The 15,121-nt window shown below is 70.7% G+C and carries 15 protein-coding genes and 1 pseudogene; 7 read left to right on the top strand and 9 right to left on the bottom strand.

All coding sequences use genetic code 11. The features are described 5' to 3' along the window. The first annotated feature begins 83 nt into the window (after positions 1-83). The gene (gene ctaC, locus ACQPXD_RS45680) at positions 84-947 is read left to right on the top strand and encodes an aa3-type cytochrome oxidase subunit II (protein ID WP_432829600.1); all 864 of its coding nucleotides are present in this window, start codon (positions 84-86) and stop codon (positions 945-947) included. A 16-nt stretch (positions 948-963) separates the two neighbouring features. Continuing rightward, positions 964-1,407, top strand: a complete 444-nt coding sequence (locus ACQPXD_RS45675; RefSeq protein ID WP_432829598.1) for a cytochrome c oxidase subunit 4 — start codon at positions 964-966, stop codon at positions 1,405-1,407. 244 nt (positions 1,408-1,651) lie between these two features. Here the strand turns inward: ACQPXD_RS45675 and ACQPXD_RS45670 are convergent, their stop codons facing one another. From ACQPXD_RS45670 to ACQPXD_RS45645, 6 genes are all read right to left on the bottom strand, one after another. Beyond that, positions 1,652-2,185, bottom strand: a complete 534-nt coding sequence (locus ACQPXD_RS45670) for a phospholipase (protein ID WP_432829596.1) — start codon at positions 2,183-2,185, stop codon at positions 1,652-1,654. Between the two features lie 764 nt (positions 2,186-2,949). Continuing rightward, complete coding sequence (locus tag ACQPXD_RS45665; protein WP_432829594.1) at positions 2,950-3,150, bottom strand: hypothetical protein; 201 nt, start codon at positions 3,148-3,150, stop codon at positions 2,950-2,952. Positions 3,151-3,221: 71 nt separating this feature from the next. Beyond that, positions 3,222-3,980 carry a hypothetical protein gene (locus ACQPXD_RS45660; protein ID WP_432829592.1) on the bottom strand — a complete coding sequence of 253 codons (759 nt, stop codon included), beginning with the start codon at positions 3,978-3,980 and terminating at the stop codon, positions 3,222-3,224. A gap of 136 nt (positions 3,981-4,116) precedes the next feature. Beyond that, entirely contained in the window at positions 4,117-5,157 is a 1,041-nt protein-coding gene (trpD, locus tag ACQPXD_RS45655) for an anthranilate phosphoribosyltransferase (RefSeq protein WP_432829590.1), read from the bottom strand. A gap of 23 nt (positions 5,158-5,180) precedes the next feature. Next, positions 5,181-5,576 (bottom strand): hypothetical protein, encoded by a 396-nt coding sequence (locus ACQPXD_RS45650; protein WP_432829588.1) that lies wholly within the window; start codon positions 5,574-5,576, stop codon positions 5,181-5,183. Then, entirely contained in the window at positions 5,573-6,514 is a 942-nt protein-coding gene (locus ACQPXD_RS45645; protein ID WP_432829587.1) for a cytochrome c oxidase assembly protein, read from the bottom strand. The genes ACQPXD_RS45650 and ACQPXD_RS45645 overlap by 4 nt, the downstream gene beginning before the upstream one ends. 124 nt (positions 6,515-6,638) lie before the next feature. Here ACQPXD_RS45645 and ctaE point away from each other — a divergent pair, with 124 nt between their 5' ends. From ctaE to qcrB, 4 genes are all read left to right on the top strand, one after another. Continuing rightward, complete coding sequence (gene ctaE, locus ACQPXD_RS45640) at positions 6,639-7,238, top strand: aa3-type cytochrome oxidase subunit III (protein WP_432829585.1); 600 nt, start codon at positions 6,639-6,641, stop codon at positions 7,236-7,238. Positions 7,239-7,300: 62 nt separating this feature from the next. Beyond that, positions 7,301-8,167, top strand: a complete 867-nt coding sequence (gene qcrC / locus ACQPXD_RS45635) for a cytochrome bc1 complex diheme cytochrome c subunit (RefSeq protein ID WP_432829583.1) — start codon at positions 7,301-7,303, stop codon at positions 8,165-8,167. Then, positions 8,164-9,270 carry a cytochrome bc1 complex Rieske iron-sulfur subunit gene (gene qcrA / locus ACQPXD_RS45630; RefSeq protein ID WP_432829581.1) on the top strand — a complete coding sequence of 369 codons (1,107 nt, stop codon included), beginning with the start codon at positions 8,164-8,166 and terminating at the stop codon, positions 9,268-9,270. Before qcrC ends, qcrA begins: the two co-directional genes overlap by 4 nt. Further along, positions 9,267-10,904 (top strand): cytochrome bc1 complex cytochrome b subunit, encoded by a 1,638-nt coding sequence (gene qcrB, locus ACQPXD_RS45625; protein WP_432829579.1) that lies wholly within the window; start codon positions 9,267-9,269, stop codon positions 10,902-10,904. Before qcrA ends, qcrB begins: the two co-directional genes overlap by 4 nt. A 51-nt stretch (positions 10,905-10,955) precedes the next feature. Here the strand turns inward: qcrB and ACQPXD_RS45620 are convergent. Next, positions 10,956-11,785: pseudogene (locus tag ACQPXD_RS45620) on the bottom strand (alpha/beta hydrolase family protein). Positions 11,786-11,828: 43 nt separating this feature from the next. Here ACQPXD_RS45620 and ACQPXD_RS45615 point away from each other — a divergent pair. Continuing rightward, positions 11,829-13,727: a S9 family peptidase gene (locus tag ACQPXD_RS45615; protein ID WP_432829577.1), complete on the top strand. Its 1,899-nt coding sequence runs from the start codon at positions 11,829-11,831 to the stop codon at positions 13,725-13,727. A 6-nt stretch (positions 13,728-13,733) separates the two neighbouring features. On the opposite strand, the gene ACQPXD_RS45610 is transcribed toward ACQPXD_RS45615, so the two are convergent. After that, the gene (locus tag ACQPXD_RS45610; RefSeq protein WP_432829575.1) at positions 13,734-14,750 is read right to left on the bottom strand and encodes an aspartate-semialdehyde dehydrogenase; all 1,017 of its coding nucleotides are present in this window, start codon (positions 14,748-14,750) and stop codon (positions 13,734-13,736) included. 59 nt (positions 14,751-14,809) lie between these two features. Continuing rightward, positions 14,810-15,097, bottom strand: coding sequence for an Lrp/AsnC family transcriptional regulator (locus ACQPXD_RS45605; protein WP_432829573.1), 288 nt, complete (start codon positions 15,095-15,097; stop codon positions 14,810-14,812). Between the last annotated feature and the right edge of the window lie 24 nt (positions 15,098-15,121).

The following is a 15,121-nucleotide window of genomic DNA, read 5'->3' as shown; positions in this document are numbered from 1 at the left end:
TTGGAGAGGCTTGCCGCGCGGACCGCCTCCGAGGGGTCTCCGCGGCGCTGCTAAGGAGGCAGGAGCAGGTGGTCTCAAGAGGTTTGAGCCCCGCGCGCGCCATCGGGCTCGCCGTCTCGGCCGTCGGGGTGACGACCCTGCTCGCCGGTTGCTCCGTCGAGGACACGTTCCACGGTTTCGGTTGGCCGAAGGGCATCACCGAGCAGGGCGACCGGATGTACGACCTGTGGATCGGCTCGGTCGTCGCGGCGCTCGCCGTCGGCATCTTCGTCTGGGGCCTGATCTTCTGGTGCGTGGTCCGCTACCGCAAGCGCGGCGAGGAGCTGCCGCCGCAGACCCGCTACAACATGCCGTTCGAAATCCTCTACACGGTGGCGCCGTTCGTGGTCATCGCCGTGCTGTTCTTCTACACCGCGGTCATCCAGACCGACGTCGACCGGCTCTCCAAGAACCCGGACGTCACCGTCGACGTGGTCGCCTCGAAGTGGAACTGGCAGTTCAGCTACCCGGACACCAAGGGCCCCGACGGCAAGGCGATCACGACGGTCGGCTCCGACGACTACATCCCGGTCCTGGTCGTGCCCGCGGGCAAGACGGTCCAGTTCCACGAGAACTCCCGCGACGTCATCCACTCGTTCTGGGTGCCCGACATCCTGTTCAAGCGGGACGTCATCCCGGGCGTGGAGAACCGGTTCGAGATCAAGCTCAAGGACAACGCCGAGGGCGCCTACGTGGGCCGCTGCGCGGAGCTCTGCGGCACGTACCACTCGATGATGAACTTCGAGATGCGGGTCGTGTCGCCGGACCAGTTCTCGCAGTACCTGTCGCTGCGCACGGCGGGCCGGAGCACCCCCGAGGCGCTCGCCGCGCTGGGCTTCCCGAACCAGGGCTACGCGACCGTGACGCATCCGTTCGACACCGACCGCACCAAGCGGTCCTCGAGCTGAGAGAGGGCCCACGGCGATGAAGTCAGAGAACCGTCTCTTCTTCGTGCTCGCGCTGTTCGTGTTCGCCATGGCCGCGCTGTATGCCTGGTGGACCAGCAACGCCTCGGTCGAGCAGACCGGCCACCGCGGCATCGAGTGGATCGGCGTGATCGCGCTGGTCCTCTCGGGCCTGCTGCTGTCCATGATCGGCGGCGCCCTGGCCCTGATCGCCCGGCGCATCGAGCCGCGCCCGGAGGACCGCCCCGACGCGGAGATCGCCGACGGCGCCGGCGACCTGGGCTTCTTCAGCCCCGGCAGCTACTGGCCCTTCGGCCTGGCCCTCTCCGCGATGATCGCGAGCCTCGGCCTGGCGTTCGACCAGTGGTGGCTGGTGGCCGTCGGCCTCATCTCGGTGCTGTTCGCCACCTGCGGCCTGATGTTCGAGTACTACACCGGCAGCCGCCGCGGCGCCGAGCACTGAACCTGGCAAAGCCGAAGGGGGCCCCGCTCGTCGGGACCCCCTTCGTCGTCTTCGCTCAGCCCTGCCCGGACTTGGTCTCTGCTCAGCCCTGCCCGGACTTGGTCTCTGCTCAGCCCTGCCCGGACTTGGTCTCTGCTCAGCCCTGCCCGGACTTGGTCTCTGCTCAGCCCTGCCCGGACTTGGTCTCTGCTCAGCCCTCCCCGGACTTGGTCTCTGCTCAGGCCCGCTCGGACTTGGTCTCCGCTCAGGCCCGCTCGGACTTGGCGAGCGCGAGCTCGCCGCGCTCCTTGAGGTCCGCGGCCCGGTCGAGGTCGGCCGCGCTGACCGCGACGCTGCCGAACACCACTACGGCCTGGTAGTACGTCCAGGCCAGGCTCAGGCAGGCCGGCCGGACCAGCGAGTTGTACGTGGCACACTTCGCCTTCAGGTCGAAGTAGAACGAGTCGTCGATCCGGCTCTTGTTGGCCGAGAACGCGCCGATCGCTTTGTAGTTGCGATAGCCGAAGTCGTGGCGCGCGCACGGCATGCGGAAGTCGAAGCCCAGCGGCTGGTCCGGGCTGTCCGAGCAGTAGTCGGTCGACCAGTCGAAGGCGTACGCTGCCCAGCTGGCCTGGTGCTGGCGGGCGTTGTCCCAGGCGTTGTAGCTTGCCGTGGTCGGCTGCGACCAGGAGGCCATGACCGCCGGCTTGTCGGCGGGCACGGCGGCGTTGGCATCGGTGGCGACACCGATCGCGATGAACAGTGCGGCAACGGGGATGGCAAGGCGCCGAAGCTTCATGGCGCGGATTGTTCCGCGTCGATGTGACACTCGTCGGTGTCTTGCGCCAAGCGGTACTTGCCGGGAGCTGAACGGCCCCTAAGCCCACTAACCTCCTTTCGCAGCTTTCGCGGCCTTTCTCCCGTTTAGCCGTGTCGAACTACCCGGTCTCGCCCCGTTTCCGGCTGATCCTCAACGGCTGGCCGGCGACAAGGCCGGCCCAGCGCGCCGCGACCCGAACGGATGTCTCCGTGATCATGCCTGTCCCCACAGCCGCACCACGGGTTTTTCATGATCACGGAGACTTGTGGTACACGGGTGTACATGATTCTTCCGTGATCATGAGAAACCGGTGGTGCCGGTGTCGGCTCCGGCATGATCACGGAGACTTTCGGTCGCAGCAGCTGGGCGGGGGTGGTGCCCGTCACGATCGGATGCCGGCGCGACGGACTCCCACCGGATCCGTCCCAGCCGTGACGCCGAAGGCATGAGCGCGGAGCGTCCTGCCGATCACGGATCGTAGGCGTCGGTGCGCAGTCGGCGGCGTCCGCGCCCGCTTCGGGGGCCGGTCCCGGCCGGCTTCGCCACCGACGCCGACCTGTGCGAAGTAAAACTCCCCGTCTGCCCGGCTTCGCCCGATTTTTTCGCCTTTTATCGGGATATTTCGCGACTCAAGACGACTTGCGCCAATCGGAGCGGGGCTGCGCGGCCCTGGGCGGCGGCTGCGGGGCCGAGGGCCGGGCGCCGACCCGGGCGATGAGCCCTGGTCGCCGGGGCGCTGGCAGCTAGGCGGCGCGGCGGCCAGGCCGGACCCGGCGCAGCAGCACCCGCGGACGCCGATCCATGAGCAGGATCACCGGCGCGACCACGATCGCGGCACCGCAGGCCGTGCAGGCCCAGTCGGGACAAACCGCCCGCGGATGATCAACGCAAACCGGCTGCTCGAAGATCCGCACCTGGCCGCAGGTGTCGCAGTGCAGCTCCATGCCGCCACCATGCCACCGCCACCCCGCCCCGCGGCGGACGCCGCCCCGCGTGTCGGGTCACGGTTTGGGGGTCACTTCTTGGCAGCGGCGGCGGAGGCAGCGGCAGCGGCGCCGGCCTGCGGCGGCAGGAAGGCCTCGTCGCTCACGCTCGGCGTCGTGTACTGCAAGATCAGCTGCGTCGCCTTGCCGGCGTCGGTGGTGCCCTCGAAGTAGGCGAGCAGCCCCGCCGGGCTCACGCACGCGGTCTCGGTGCGAATCCCGGTCGCGGTGACCGACACGCACTGCGCGTCGCCGCGCTTCGACGCGCCGGCCCGCACCCCCTCGCCCTGGGCGATGGTCGCCAGCCGGCCCAGGGCCGCCTCCGGCGGCAGGAACTCGCCCCCGAACGCCGCGCTGATGGCCTTGGCCTGACTGGGGGACATGGTGTCCGCCCCCGGGCCCTCCTGGCACGTCACGGGCGGGGCGGTGGGCTTGCGGCCCTTGGCGGGCGACGGCGCCGGGCCGGTCGTGCACAGGAACGTGCCGTCCGGCGTCGAGATGTACGTCACGCCGGCGCTGCGGTAGGCCCGGCGGGGTGCGGACTGCGACACCGTGATGATCGCGCCGGACGGGGCCGCGTACTGCAGCGTCGTGTCCGACTCCAGGCCCAGCACCAGGCGCGAGGCGAGCGAGTCGACCATCTCCAGGGCCTGGTTGGCGGGTGCCGACTGCTGCTTGACCGGGGCGCCGCAGGACTTTGCCAGCATTCCCGCGAAGCCGAGGGCCAGGGCGCCGGCCACGACGGCGGAGAGTAGCGCCTGCTTCGGGTTGTTGCGCGGCAGTTCGGCCATGCCTGCTCAACGGGGGGCTCGGCCGGTCGGTTATGCGGTATTCGCCAGAGCTGTGGCCTCCGTGGTGCCGCTCGGCAGATTTCTGCACCATACAGCACCCGAAAAAATCCCTAGATGGCTCGGCGTAGTAAACCGGTTACTTGAACGCGGCCCAGCGCTCGACCAAGGTCGTCGCGGCGCCCGAGTCGACGGCCGTGGCGGCGCGCTTGAGGCCGGCCTTGAGTTGTTCGGGCAGGTCGGGCACGGACAGGCCGCTGCGGGCGGCGATCGCGGCGGCCGCGTTGAGCAGCACCGCGTCGCGGACCGGGCCGGGCTCGCCGGCGAACGTCCGGCGGGCGACGTCGGCGTTGTGGGCCGAATCACCGCCGCGGAGATCGCCGGGGGCGGAGCGGGGCAGGCCCAGGTCGACGCTGTCGATGACGGTCTCGGTGACCGTGTTGCCGCTGGCGATCCAGACCCGGGTCGGCGCGGCGGTGGTGAACTCGTCGAGGCCGTCCTCGCCGCGCACCAGCAGCACCGAATACCCCCGGCCGGCCATCACGTCGGCCATGACCGGGGCCATGCGCAGGTCGAAGCAGCCGATCGTGGCGGCGGTGGGCTGGGCCGGGTTGGTCAGCGGGCCGAGGAAGTTGAACACCGTCGGCACGCCCATCTCGCGGCGCGGCACGCCGGCGTGGCGCATGCCGGGGTGGAAGCGGGCGGCGAAGCAGAAGCCGATGCCGACCTCCTCGACGCACCGGGTGACGTCCTCCGGACCGAGGTCGATGGTGATGCCGAGCGCCTCGAGCAGGTCGGCGGCGCCGGTGGAGGAGGAGGCGGCCCGGTTGCCGTGCTTGACCACGGGGATGCCGGCGGCGGCCGTCACGACCGCGGCCATGGTGGAGATGTTGACCGTGTTGGCCCGGTCGCCGCCGGTGCCGACGATGTCGACGGCGGCGTTGCGCAGCTCGTCGGAGAGCGGCATCGGGGCCGCGTGGGCCAGCATCATCTCCGCGCAGCCGGCGACCTCGGCGGGCGTCTCGCCCTTGGCGCGCAGCGCGATCACGAAGGCGGCCGTCTGCACGGGCGTGGCCGTACCCGAGAAGATCTCACCCATCGCCCAGCGGGTGTCCTCGGTGGACAGATCCTCCCCGCGCAGCAGGGCGCTGAGCAGCGTCGGCCAGGTGCGGTCGCCCATGGCGGCCTCCAGAGAAGTCCTACTTACCGGCGGATGGCGGGGTATGCGCGGAGCAGGGCGGAGACGGTCTCCCCGGTGGTCACGGGGTCGAGCGGATACATGATCGTGCCCTCGACGCGCGCGTAGGACGCGAGCCAGCGGTCCGCGGCGCGGGCGATCGCGACCACGACCGGCGGCGCGTCGGTGACCTCGTCCTTGAGCTGCCGGGCGATGCCCAGGCCGCCGCCGGGGGTGGCCTCGCCGTCGAGCACCAGCAGGTCGACGTCGGTGTCGTCGACGAGCTTCACGACCTCGGCGTAGGTCGCGGCGTCGACGAAGCGCACCGTCAGGTCGGCCGCGGGGCGGGTGCCGATGGCCAGTCGCATGCGGTCGCGGACCTCGGCGTCGTCGCTGTACAGCAGGACAATGTGCTCGCTCATGTGCGCGCTGCTCCTCGTGTGGCGTCTGCCTCGGGGATCGTACCGTCCGCCGTAATCGCGATGCCGGTGCGGGCGGTCCACTCGGCCTCCTCGCGGCGCAGCCGCTCCTCGCGGTCCAGTGCGCGGTCGACCCGCTTGGCCTCGCGGTCGGACTGGCGCATCCACTGCACCACGAGCACGGCGAGCATGGTGACCGACACGATCTCGCCGCCGGCCCACAGGATGCCGCCGGCCACCTGCTGGTCGGCGAACGGGTCGGCCCAGCTCAGGTGCAGCGACGGGTACCAGTCCCCGCCCAGCAGCGTCTTGCTCTGCATGATGGTGAGGCCGAGCACGGTGTGGAACGGCGTGGACAGGAACATCAGCAGCGCCCGGGCCGGATACGGCCACCGGCCCGGCAGCGGGTCGAGCCCGATCAGCGGCCAGAAGAACAGGCAGCCCACGGCGATGAAGTGGGCGTGGGTGAGCTCGTGGATCCACTCGTGGCGCATGGTGAGGCCGTAGAGGCCGGAGAAGTACAGGATGAACGGCGTCACGACGAAGAAGCCGAACGCCACCAGTGGAAACGCCAGGACGCGGGCCGGCCGGGAGTGCACCACGGCCAGCAGCACCTTGCGGCCGCGCGGCGGCAGCGTGCGCAGCGCGAGCGTCACCGGCGCGCCCAGGGCCAGGAAGATCGGCGCGATCATGGACAGCATCATGTGCTGGACCATGTGAATCGACAGCAGGGTCGTGTCGTACTCCTCGATCCCGCTCATGGTGACCGCGGCGATCGCGCCCAGGCCCGGGAACAGGAACAACGCCGTGCGCGCCAGCGGCCATCGGTCGCCGCGGCGGTGCAGCTTCACCACGCCGGCCAGATAGAGCCCGGCCGCCGCCAGCAGCACGAGCGTCAGCCACGACACGTGGAACGAGCCGACCAGTGTTGCGGCCGACACGGGGCCCGGTTCACCTGCGGTTTCGAGTGCCTGGAACACGCACCCAGACTATGCCGTCGTGCGAATCGCCCCTCGGTGCGGACCCCGCGCAAACTCGATGATGATCGGGGGCAATAATGGCGACGTGACTGCGGCCCCAGCGATTGCCAAGAGCCAGATCCACTCACTGACCAGGCCCAACATGGTCAGTGTCGGGACGATCGTGTGGCTCTCCAGCGAACTGATGTTCTTCGCGGCGCTGTTCGCGATGTATTTCTCCATCCGCGCCGCCGCGCCCCAGCTCTGGGCGGAGCACACCGAGGCGCTGAAGATCCCGTATGCCCTGACCTTCACGGTCATCCTCGTGTTGTCGTCCATCACCTGCCAGATCGGCGTGTTCCGCGCCGAGCGCGGTGATGTCCACGGGCTGCGGCGCTGGTTCGCACTCACCTTCGTGATGGGGTTGACGTTCGTGCTCGGGCAGGTGAACGAGTACACCAACCTCGTCAAGGAGGGCATCAAGATCAACGGCGACGGCTACGGGTCGATGTTCTACCTGACCACCGGGTTCCACGGCCTGCACGTCACCGGCGGTCTCATCGCCTTCATCATCTACCTGATCCGCACGACGATGGGCCGGTTCACGCCGGCGCAGGCGACCGCGGCGATCGTCGTGTCGTACTACTGGCACTTCGTCGACGTCGTCTGGATCGCGCTGTTCGCGATGATCTACTTCCTCCAGTAAGCCGCTTGGCCGCGTCACACCGGGGATCACTTTGAGAAATGACAGACGACAAAGGTGAGGCCATGAGTTCTGAGCAGAGCAGGCGGCCGCTTGCCCGGTTGGTACCGGGTGGTGCGCGCGCGGCGCGGGGCAAGCTTCGCCGGCGGTTGTCGGCGGCCGTGCGCCTGGTCGCCGCGCTCACGCTGGTCGGCGGCCTCTACAGCGCCTACGCCCCCGGCGTCGGCCGTGCCGAGGAGACGCCGGCCCTGTCGGCGGCCGCGCAGCACGGCAAGGAGCTGTACGACACCAGCTGCATCACCTGCCACGGCACCAACGCGCAGGGCGTGCAGGACCGCGGCCCCAGCCTGATCGGCGTCGGTTCGGCGGCGGTCGAGTTCCAGGTCAACACCGGACGCATGCCGCTGGCCCGCCAGGAGGCCCAGGCGCAGCGCAAGGCTCCGATGTACAACGAGAAGGACGCCGCCGACATCGGCGCCTACATCCAGGAGCTGGGCGGCGGCCCGCAGCTGCCGAGCGCGGCCAGCCTCGACGCGGACGTGAAGCAGGCGCAGGCCAACCCCGAGACCGTCGCCCACGGCGGCGAGCTCTACCGGGTCAACTGCTCCTCCTGCCACGGGTTCTCCACCGGCGGCGGCGCGCTGTCCTCGGGCAAGTTCGCCCCGACGCTGCAGCACTCCACCAACCGCGACATCTACGGCGCCATGCTGACCGGCCCGCAGAACATGCCGGTGTTCGGCAACAACCAGCTGAGCCCGGACGACAAGGCCGCGATCATCGCGTACGTCCAGAACCTGAACAAGAACTCCCAGTCCGACCCCGGCGGCTGGAACATCGGCCGCTACGGCCCGGTCCCCGAGGGGCTCGTCATCTTCCTCGTCGGTATCGCGGCGCTCGTGTTCGCCACGCTGTGGATTGCAGGGAAGTCATGACCACCACCCACCACTCCGCCGCTCCGGCCGAGGAGACGTTCGACCCGAACGACCCCGCACTCACCCGGTTCGACCTCGTCAAGGAGGGCGCCCGCCGGGACGGCGTGGAGATCGTGCACTACGCGCCGCGGTTCCCGGTCCCGGGCACCAAGGCCGAGAAGCGCGTCGAGCGCGTGCTGGCGTTCCTGTTCCTGCTCACCGGGCTCATGGGCACGGCCTTCGTGGTGGCGTACATCGCCTGGCCGTGGCACTACGGGCACGGCGACGAGACCTACCAGAAGCTGTACCCGTTCTACAACCCGGTGCTCGGCGCGACGCTCGGCCTCGCGCTGCTCACCCTGGGCCTGGGCATCATCACCTGGTCGAAGAAGCTCCTGCCCGAGGAGGTCTCGATCCAGGAGCGCCACGACGGCCCCTCGGACAGCACCGAGCAGCGGCTCACCGCGGCGACCATCCTCAACATGGGCGACGAACTGGGCCTCAAGCGGCGCCGCTTCGTCGGCCTGGCGTTCCTGGCCGGCGCCGCCCCGTTGGGCGCGGTGGCCGGTGCCGTGCTGGTCGGCTCGCTGATCAAGGCGCCGAAGCAGAACGGCGAGAACATCTTCTTCACCACCGGGTGGAACCCGAACAACAACGGTGGCAAGCCGGTCCGCCTCACCCACGAGGACGGCACGCCGATCCGGCCGGCCGACGTCAGCGTCGGCGGCCAGATCACCGTCTTCCCCGGCATCCCCGGCGGCGCGACGAACAAGTTCGCCGACTCCCCGACGCTGCTGATCCACCTGCGCGAGGACGACGCCCTCACCACGCAGAAGAACGCCAAGCCGCTCAACCAGGGCTCGCAGTGGCAGAACTACGTGGCGTACTCCAAGATCTGCACCCACGCCGGCTGCCCGGCCAGCCTGTACGAGCAGCAGACCAACCGCCTGCTGTGCCCTTGTCACCAGTCGCAGTTCCAGATCACCGACAACGCGCGGCCGATCTTCGGCCCCGCCAGCCGGGCGCTGCCGCAACTGCCGATCACGGTCGACGATGAGGGATACTTCGTTGCGACGTCCGACTACAAGATTGCTATCGGACCGGCCTTCTGGGAGCGGCCATGAAACGGCGAAAGATCGACGTCCGGGCCCTCCCCGGGCAGTCCGCAGGGGCGATCGACGAGCGTTTCCAGGCGGCGACCCCGCTGCGCCGCCTGCTCAACAAGGTCTTCCCCGACCACTGGTCGTTCCTGCTGGGTGAGATCGCGCTCTACTCGTTCGTCGTGCTGCTGCTCAGCGGCATCTTCCTCGCGCTGTTCTTCGACCCGTCGATGCGCGAGACGGTGTACAACGGCAGCTACGCCCCGCTGCGCGGCGTGGAGATGTCGCAGGCGTACAACACCGCGCTGAACCTGTCGTTCGACATCCGCGGCGGCCTGTTCATGCGCCAGATGCACCACTGGGCGGCGCTGCTGTTCATGGCCGCGATCGTGGTGCACATGTTCCGGGTGTTCTTCACCGGCGCGTTCCGCAAGCCGCGCGAGGCCAACTGGATCGTCGGCGTGCTGCTGTTCTGGATGGGCTTCCTGGAGGGCTTCGGCGGCTACTCGCTGCCCGACGACGCGCTGTCCGGCACGGGCTTGCGCATCGCGAGCGCCATCATGCTGTCCATCCCGATCGTCGGCACCTGGGTCACCACATCGCTGTTCGGGGGCGAGTTCCCGGGTGAGGTCATCCTCGACCGGCTGTACATCGTCCACGTCCTGCTCGTCCCGGGTGCCCTGCTCGCGCTCATCAGCGTCCACATGGGCCTGCTGGTCAAGCAGAAGCACACCCAGTGGCCCGGCCCCGGCCGGACCAACGAGAACGTGGTCGGCGTGCGCATGTTCCCCGGCTTCGCGGCCAAGGCCGGCGGCTTCTTCATGATCGTGTTCGCCATGATCGCCGCGCTGGCCGGGCTCTTCCAGATCAACCCGATCTGGCTGTTCGGCCCCTACAAGGCCGCGGTCGTGTCGGCGGCGAGCCAGCCCGACTGGTATGTCATGTTCCTGGACGGCTCGACCCGTCTCTTCCCGGCCTGGGAGATCCGGTTCGACCTGTTCGGCTGGGGCGACGGCTACACCATCCCGCCGATCTTCTGGCCCACGGTGGTGCTGCCCGGCATCCTGACGATGCTGCCGATCTTCTATCCGTTCATCGAGGCCCGGTTCACCAAGGACAAGGCCGTCCACAACCTGCTCCAGCGCCCGCGGGACAACCCGCTGCGCACCGCGCTGGGCGCCATGGCGATCTCGTTCTACGTGGTGCTGCTGCTCTCCGGCGGCAACGACGTGCTGGCGGACAAGTTCCACATCAGCCTCAACGCGATGACCTGGGCGGGCCGCATCGGCATGCTGGTCGTGCCGCCGCTGGCCTACTACGTGGCGTATCGCCTCGCCCTGGGCCTGCAGCAGCACGACCGCGAGGTCCTGGCCCACGGCGTGGAGACGGGCATCATCCGCCGCCTGCCGGACGGCCGCTTCATCGAGGTCCACCAGCCGCTGCCGTCGGGCAACGGCCACGGCGTCGAGGGCGACGGCCACGGCCACGGCCTGGAGTACGCGGGCTGGGTCGTGCCGAAGAAGATGAACCGCATCGGCGCCCTGGCCCCGACGGTGAAGGGCTTCTTCTTCCCGATCGAGAAGTCCGTGCCCCCGGCCCCGCCGGCCCCGCGCGCGGTCGAGGACGCCGACCGCGAGGAGATCACCACGGGCCACTGAGGCCCCGCGACACAACGGCCCCCGGCGAACGCCGGGGGCCGTTTTCGCACCCTACGGCAGACCGGCGGCCCAGGAGGAGACGGTCGCCGCGAGCTCGGTGCCGTGCTTGGCCCAGCGGATGTGGTCGATCGGCGCGTCCGGGGCGTAGGGCAGGCGGGTCACCGGGGCCGAGGAGAGCTTCTCCAGCAGCTGCGAGACGGTGCCGGGCGGCGTGTACCGGTCGTTGGCCATGTCGACGGCCAGGACCGGGGTCGTCACCCGGGGCAGGGCCGCCTCCAGGTCCTGGCCCCGCAGGGTGGGGTAGCGGCCGTTGCGGGCCGTGTAGGCCCAGTCGCGGATCACGCCCCGGGCCTGGCGGCCGCCGAAGCCCCAGCCCGGCCACACCCGCAGCAGGCTCGCCGCGACGCCCATGGTCTGCGTCGACAGCAGGACCGGCAGGCGGGCCCGATCGGCGTAGCGGCGCCAGTAGGGCAGGCCGACCGCCAGCAGCGCCAGCCCGGCGACGTCGGTGGCCGGCTCGGCGGCCAGCTGCAGCGCGCAGGCCTGCCCGCCCAGCGAGTGGCCGATCAGGATCGTGCGGCGGCCGGCCCGGCGGGGCTTCAGGTGGTGCAGCACCGCGTCGACGTCGCCGACCAGGTCGGCCAGGCCGTAGCGGGACGCCCGGGACGGCGCGGGCGTGCTGGCGCCGGTGCCGCGCAGGTCGGCGACGGCCACCGCGAGGCCGGCGGCGGTCAGGTCGGCGGCGAACGTGCGGTAGTACCGCGCCGGAACCCCCATCGCCGGCCACAACACGGCCAGCGTCGGCGCGTCGTCGGGGCCGGATACACGTGCACGGCGATCCGGTCGGTCCCGCGGTCCACCAACTCCAGCGTCACGTCCATGCTCGCAGGGTAGGCGCCCGAACTTACCGGCTACTGTCGCTGGGTGAAACCGATCGATCTGCCCCGGATGCGCACGCCCGGCCCGCCGACGCTGAGCCCGGACGGCGCCACCGCCGTCGTGGCGGTGTCCCGGCCCGACCTCGACGCCGACGCGTACACCTCCCAGCTCTGGCTCGTGCCCACCGACGGCGGCGCCGAGGCGGTCCAGCTCACCCGGGGATGGCACGACAGCGCGCCGCGGTTCTCGCCGGACGGCCGGTGGCTGGCGTTCCTGCGCCGGGCGGACAAGCGCGCCAAGCCGCAGCTGTGGGTGCTGCCGGTCGCCGGGGGCGAGGCGCGGCAGCTCACCGACGAGCCGCTGGGCGTGGGCGAGCCGGCCTGGTCGCCCGACGCCACCAGGTTGGCATTTTCCGCTCGGGTACCGCACGAGGCCCGCTACGGCACCGGCCGTACCGCCGACGGCGAGTCCATCGGCCCGGAGGCGGAGCCGGCGCGGCGGATCACCACGCTCGCGTACCGGCTCGACGGCGTCGGCTTCACCCGGGACCGCCCCGCGCACCTGTTCACCGCCACCCTGGACGGCGTGGTCACCCGCATCACCGACGGCGAGCACGACCACGGCGACCCGCGCTGGAGCCCCGGCGGCGAGTGGCTCACGTTCGTCTCCGCCCGGCACGAGGGCTGGGCCGACGACCGGGCCGCCGACGTGTGCGTGATCCGCCCGGACGGCCGCGACCCGCGCCCGCTCACCGACACCACGCTGGTGCCGAGCCGCCCCCGGTTCACCCCCGACGGCTCCGCGGTCGTGTTCGCGGCCTCGCCGGCGGGGCAGGACCGGCGGGACCCGACGATGCGCAGCGAGTCGCTGTGGTCGGTGCCCGTGACGAGCGGCGGAGGCCCGGCGCGGCCGCTGCTCGACCCGGCCGAGTTCCACCTGGCGATGCCGGGCGGCACGCTCGAGGTCAGCCCGGACGGGGCGCTCTTCGCCAACGAGCGGCGCGGCGCGGTACAACTGCTGCTCGTGCCCTTCGACGGCGGGCCGCACCGGGTGCTGGTGGACGGCGAGCGGCAGGTCGCCGGCTTCGACTCGGCCGGGGGAGTGCTCGCCAGCACGATCGCGGGCACCGCCGATTGGGGCGAGGTGTACTGCGGGGACCGGCGGCTCACCGCGTTCAGCGCCGGCGTGGAGGCGCTCGGGCAGACCGAGATCACCGCGACCGCTCCCGACGGCTACCCGGTGCACGGCTGGATCGTCCGCCCGGCCGGCCCCGGCCCGCACCCGGTCCTGCTGATGATCCACGGCGGGCCCTACACGCAGTACGGCTGGCGCCTCTTCGACGAGCCCCAGGTCTACGCCGACGGCGGCTACGCGGTCGTCTACGGCAACCCGCGCGGCTCCTCCGGCTACGGCGAGGCGCACGGCCGCGCGATCCGCGGCGACGTCGGCGAGGTCAGCGCCGTCGACCTGCTGGCCCTGCTCGACGCCGCGCTGAAGGCCCCCGACCTCGACGCCGGCCGGGTGGGCGTGCTCGGCGGCTCGCACGGCGGCTTCATGACCACCTGGTTGTCCGCCCACCACGGGGAGCGCTTCCGGGCCGCCGTATCCGAGCGCGCGGTCAACGCCATCGACAGCTTCACCGGGTCGTCGGACATCGGGTGGTACTTCGCCGAGTCGCTCTACGTGGACGACTTCGCCCGGCAGAGCCCGCTGACCTACGCCGACCGCATCGACACGCCGATGCTGATCATCCACTCGGAGCAGGACTGGCGCTGCCCGGTCGAGCAGGCCCAGCGCCTGTTCGTGGCCCTCAAGCGCCGCGGCACCCCGGTCGAGCTGCTGCTGTTTCCGGGCGAGGGCCACGAACTGTCCCGCACCGGTCTGCCCTCGCACCGGGTACAGCGCTTCGAGGCGATCCTGGACTGGTTCGGCCGCTACCTGTAGTGCCCGTCAGGCGGCCAGCAGCTCGGCGATCTGGACGGCGTTGAGGGCGGCGCCCTTGCGCAGGTTGTCGTTGGCGACGAACAGGGCCAGGCCGTTGTCGACGGTCTCGTCGACGCGGATGCGCCCGACGTAGGACGGGTCGGCGCCGGCCGCCTGCAGGGGAGTGGGGATGTCGCTCAACGCCACGCCGGGCGCCGTGGCCAGCAGCTCCGTGGCCCGCTCGACGCCGATCGGGCCGGCGAAGCGGAGGTTGAGCTGCAGCGAGTGGCCGGTGTAGACGGGCACGCGCACGCAGGTGCCGGAGACCTTGAGGGCGGGAATCTCGAGGATCTTACGGCTCTCGTTGCGCAGCTTCTGCTCCTCGTCGGTCTCGAACGAGCCGTCGTCGACGATCGCGCCGGCCAGCGGCAGCACGTTGAAGGCGATCGGACGGGCGAACTTCTTCGGCTGCGGGAACTCGACCGCCGCGCCGTCGAAGGCGAGCGCGGCGGCGCCGTCGGCGACCTTGCGGACCTGCTCGTCGAGCTCGGCCACGCCGGCCAGCCCGGCGCCGGAGACGGCCTGGTAGGTGGCGGCAATCATGGCGACCAGCTCGGCCTCGGCGTGCAGCGGGCGCACGACCGGCATCGCGGCCATGGTGGTGCAGTTGGGGTTGGCGATGATGCCCTTGGGCCGCACGGCGGCGGCGTGCGGGTTGACCTCGGCGACGACCAGCGGCACGTCGGGGTCCATCCGCCAGGCGGAGGAGTTGTCGATCACGACCGCGCCGGCCGCGGCGACCTTCGGGGCGAGCTCCTTCGACGTGCCCTTGCCGGCCGAGAACAGCACGATGTCGAGCCCGGCGTAGTCCGCGGTGGCCGCGTCCTCCACCGTGACCTGCCCGTCCTGCCATTCGATGGGCCGCCCGGCCGAACGGGCGGAGGCGAACAGTCGCAACTGGTCTACCGGGAACCGCCGCTCGGCCAGGATGTGACGCATGACGCTGCCGACCTGCCCGGTGGCCCCTACGATGCCGATCCTCATGGCGGCGAGGGTACCCGGTGCGGCCCTCGCCCTCGATGCGATTTGCCGCACGCCCCGGGTCAGTCCGCGTCGGGCAGGCCGATCGCGAACGCCTCCTCCAGGTCGTGCTTCGAATAGGCCCGGAACGCGATGTGCGTGTCGGTGTCCATGACGCCGGGCACCTTGGAGATCCGGTTCGCGATCACCTCGGCGATTTCGTCGTACTGCCGGACGCGCACCATGGCGATCAGGTCGACGTTGCCGGCCACGGAGTACACCTCGCTGACCCCGTCGAGGTTGGCGAGGCTCTCCGCCACCTCCGGGATCGAGTCGGTCGCGCAGTCGATGAGGACGATCGCGGTGATCACCGGCGGTGCTCCTTCCAGATGCGG

This window comes from Dactylosporangium sp. CA-092794, assembly GCF_050948465.1.
Classification (GTDB): domain Bacteria; phylum Actinomycetota; class Actinomycetes; order Mycobacteriales; family Micromonosporaceae; genus Dactylosporangium.
Note: the sequence above shows the minus strand (reverse complement) of the source record. Positions and strands in the feature narration are given on the sequence as shown.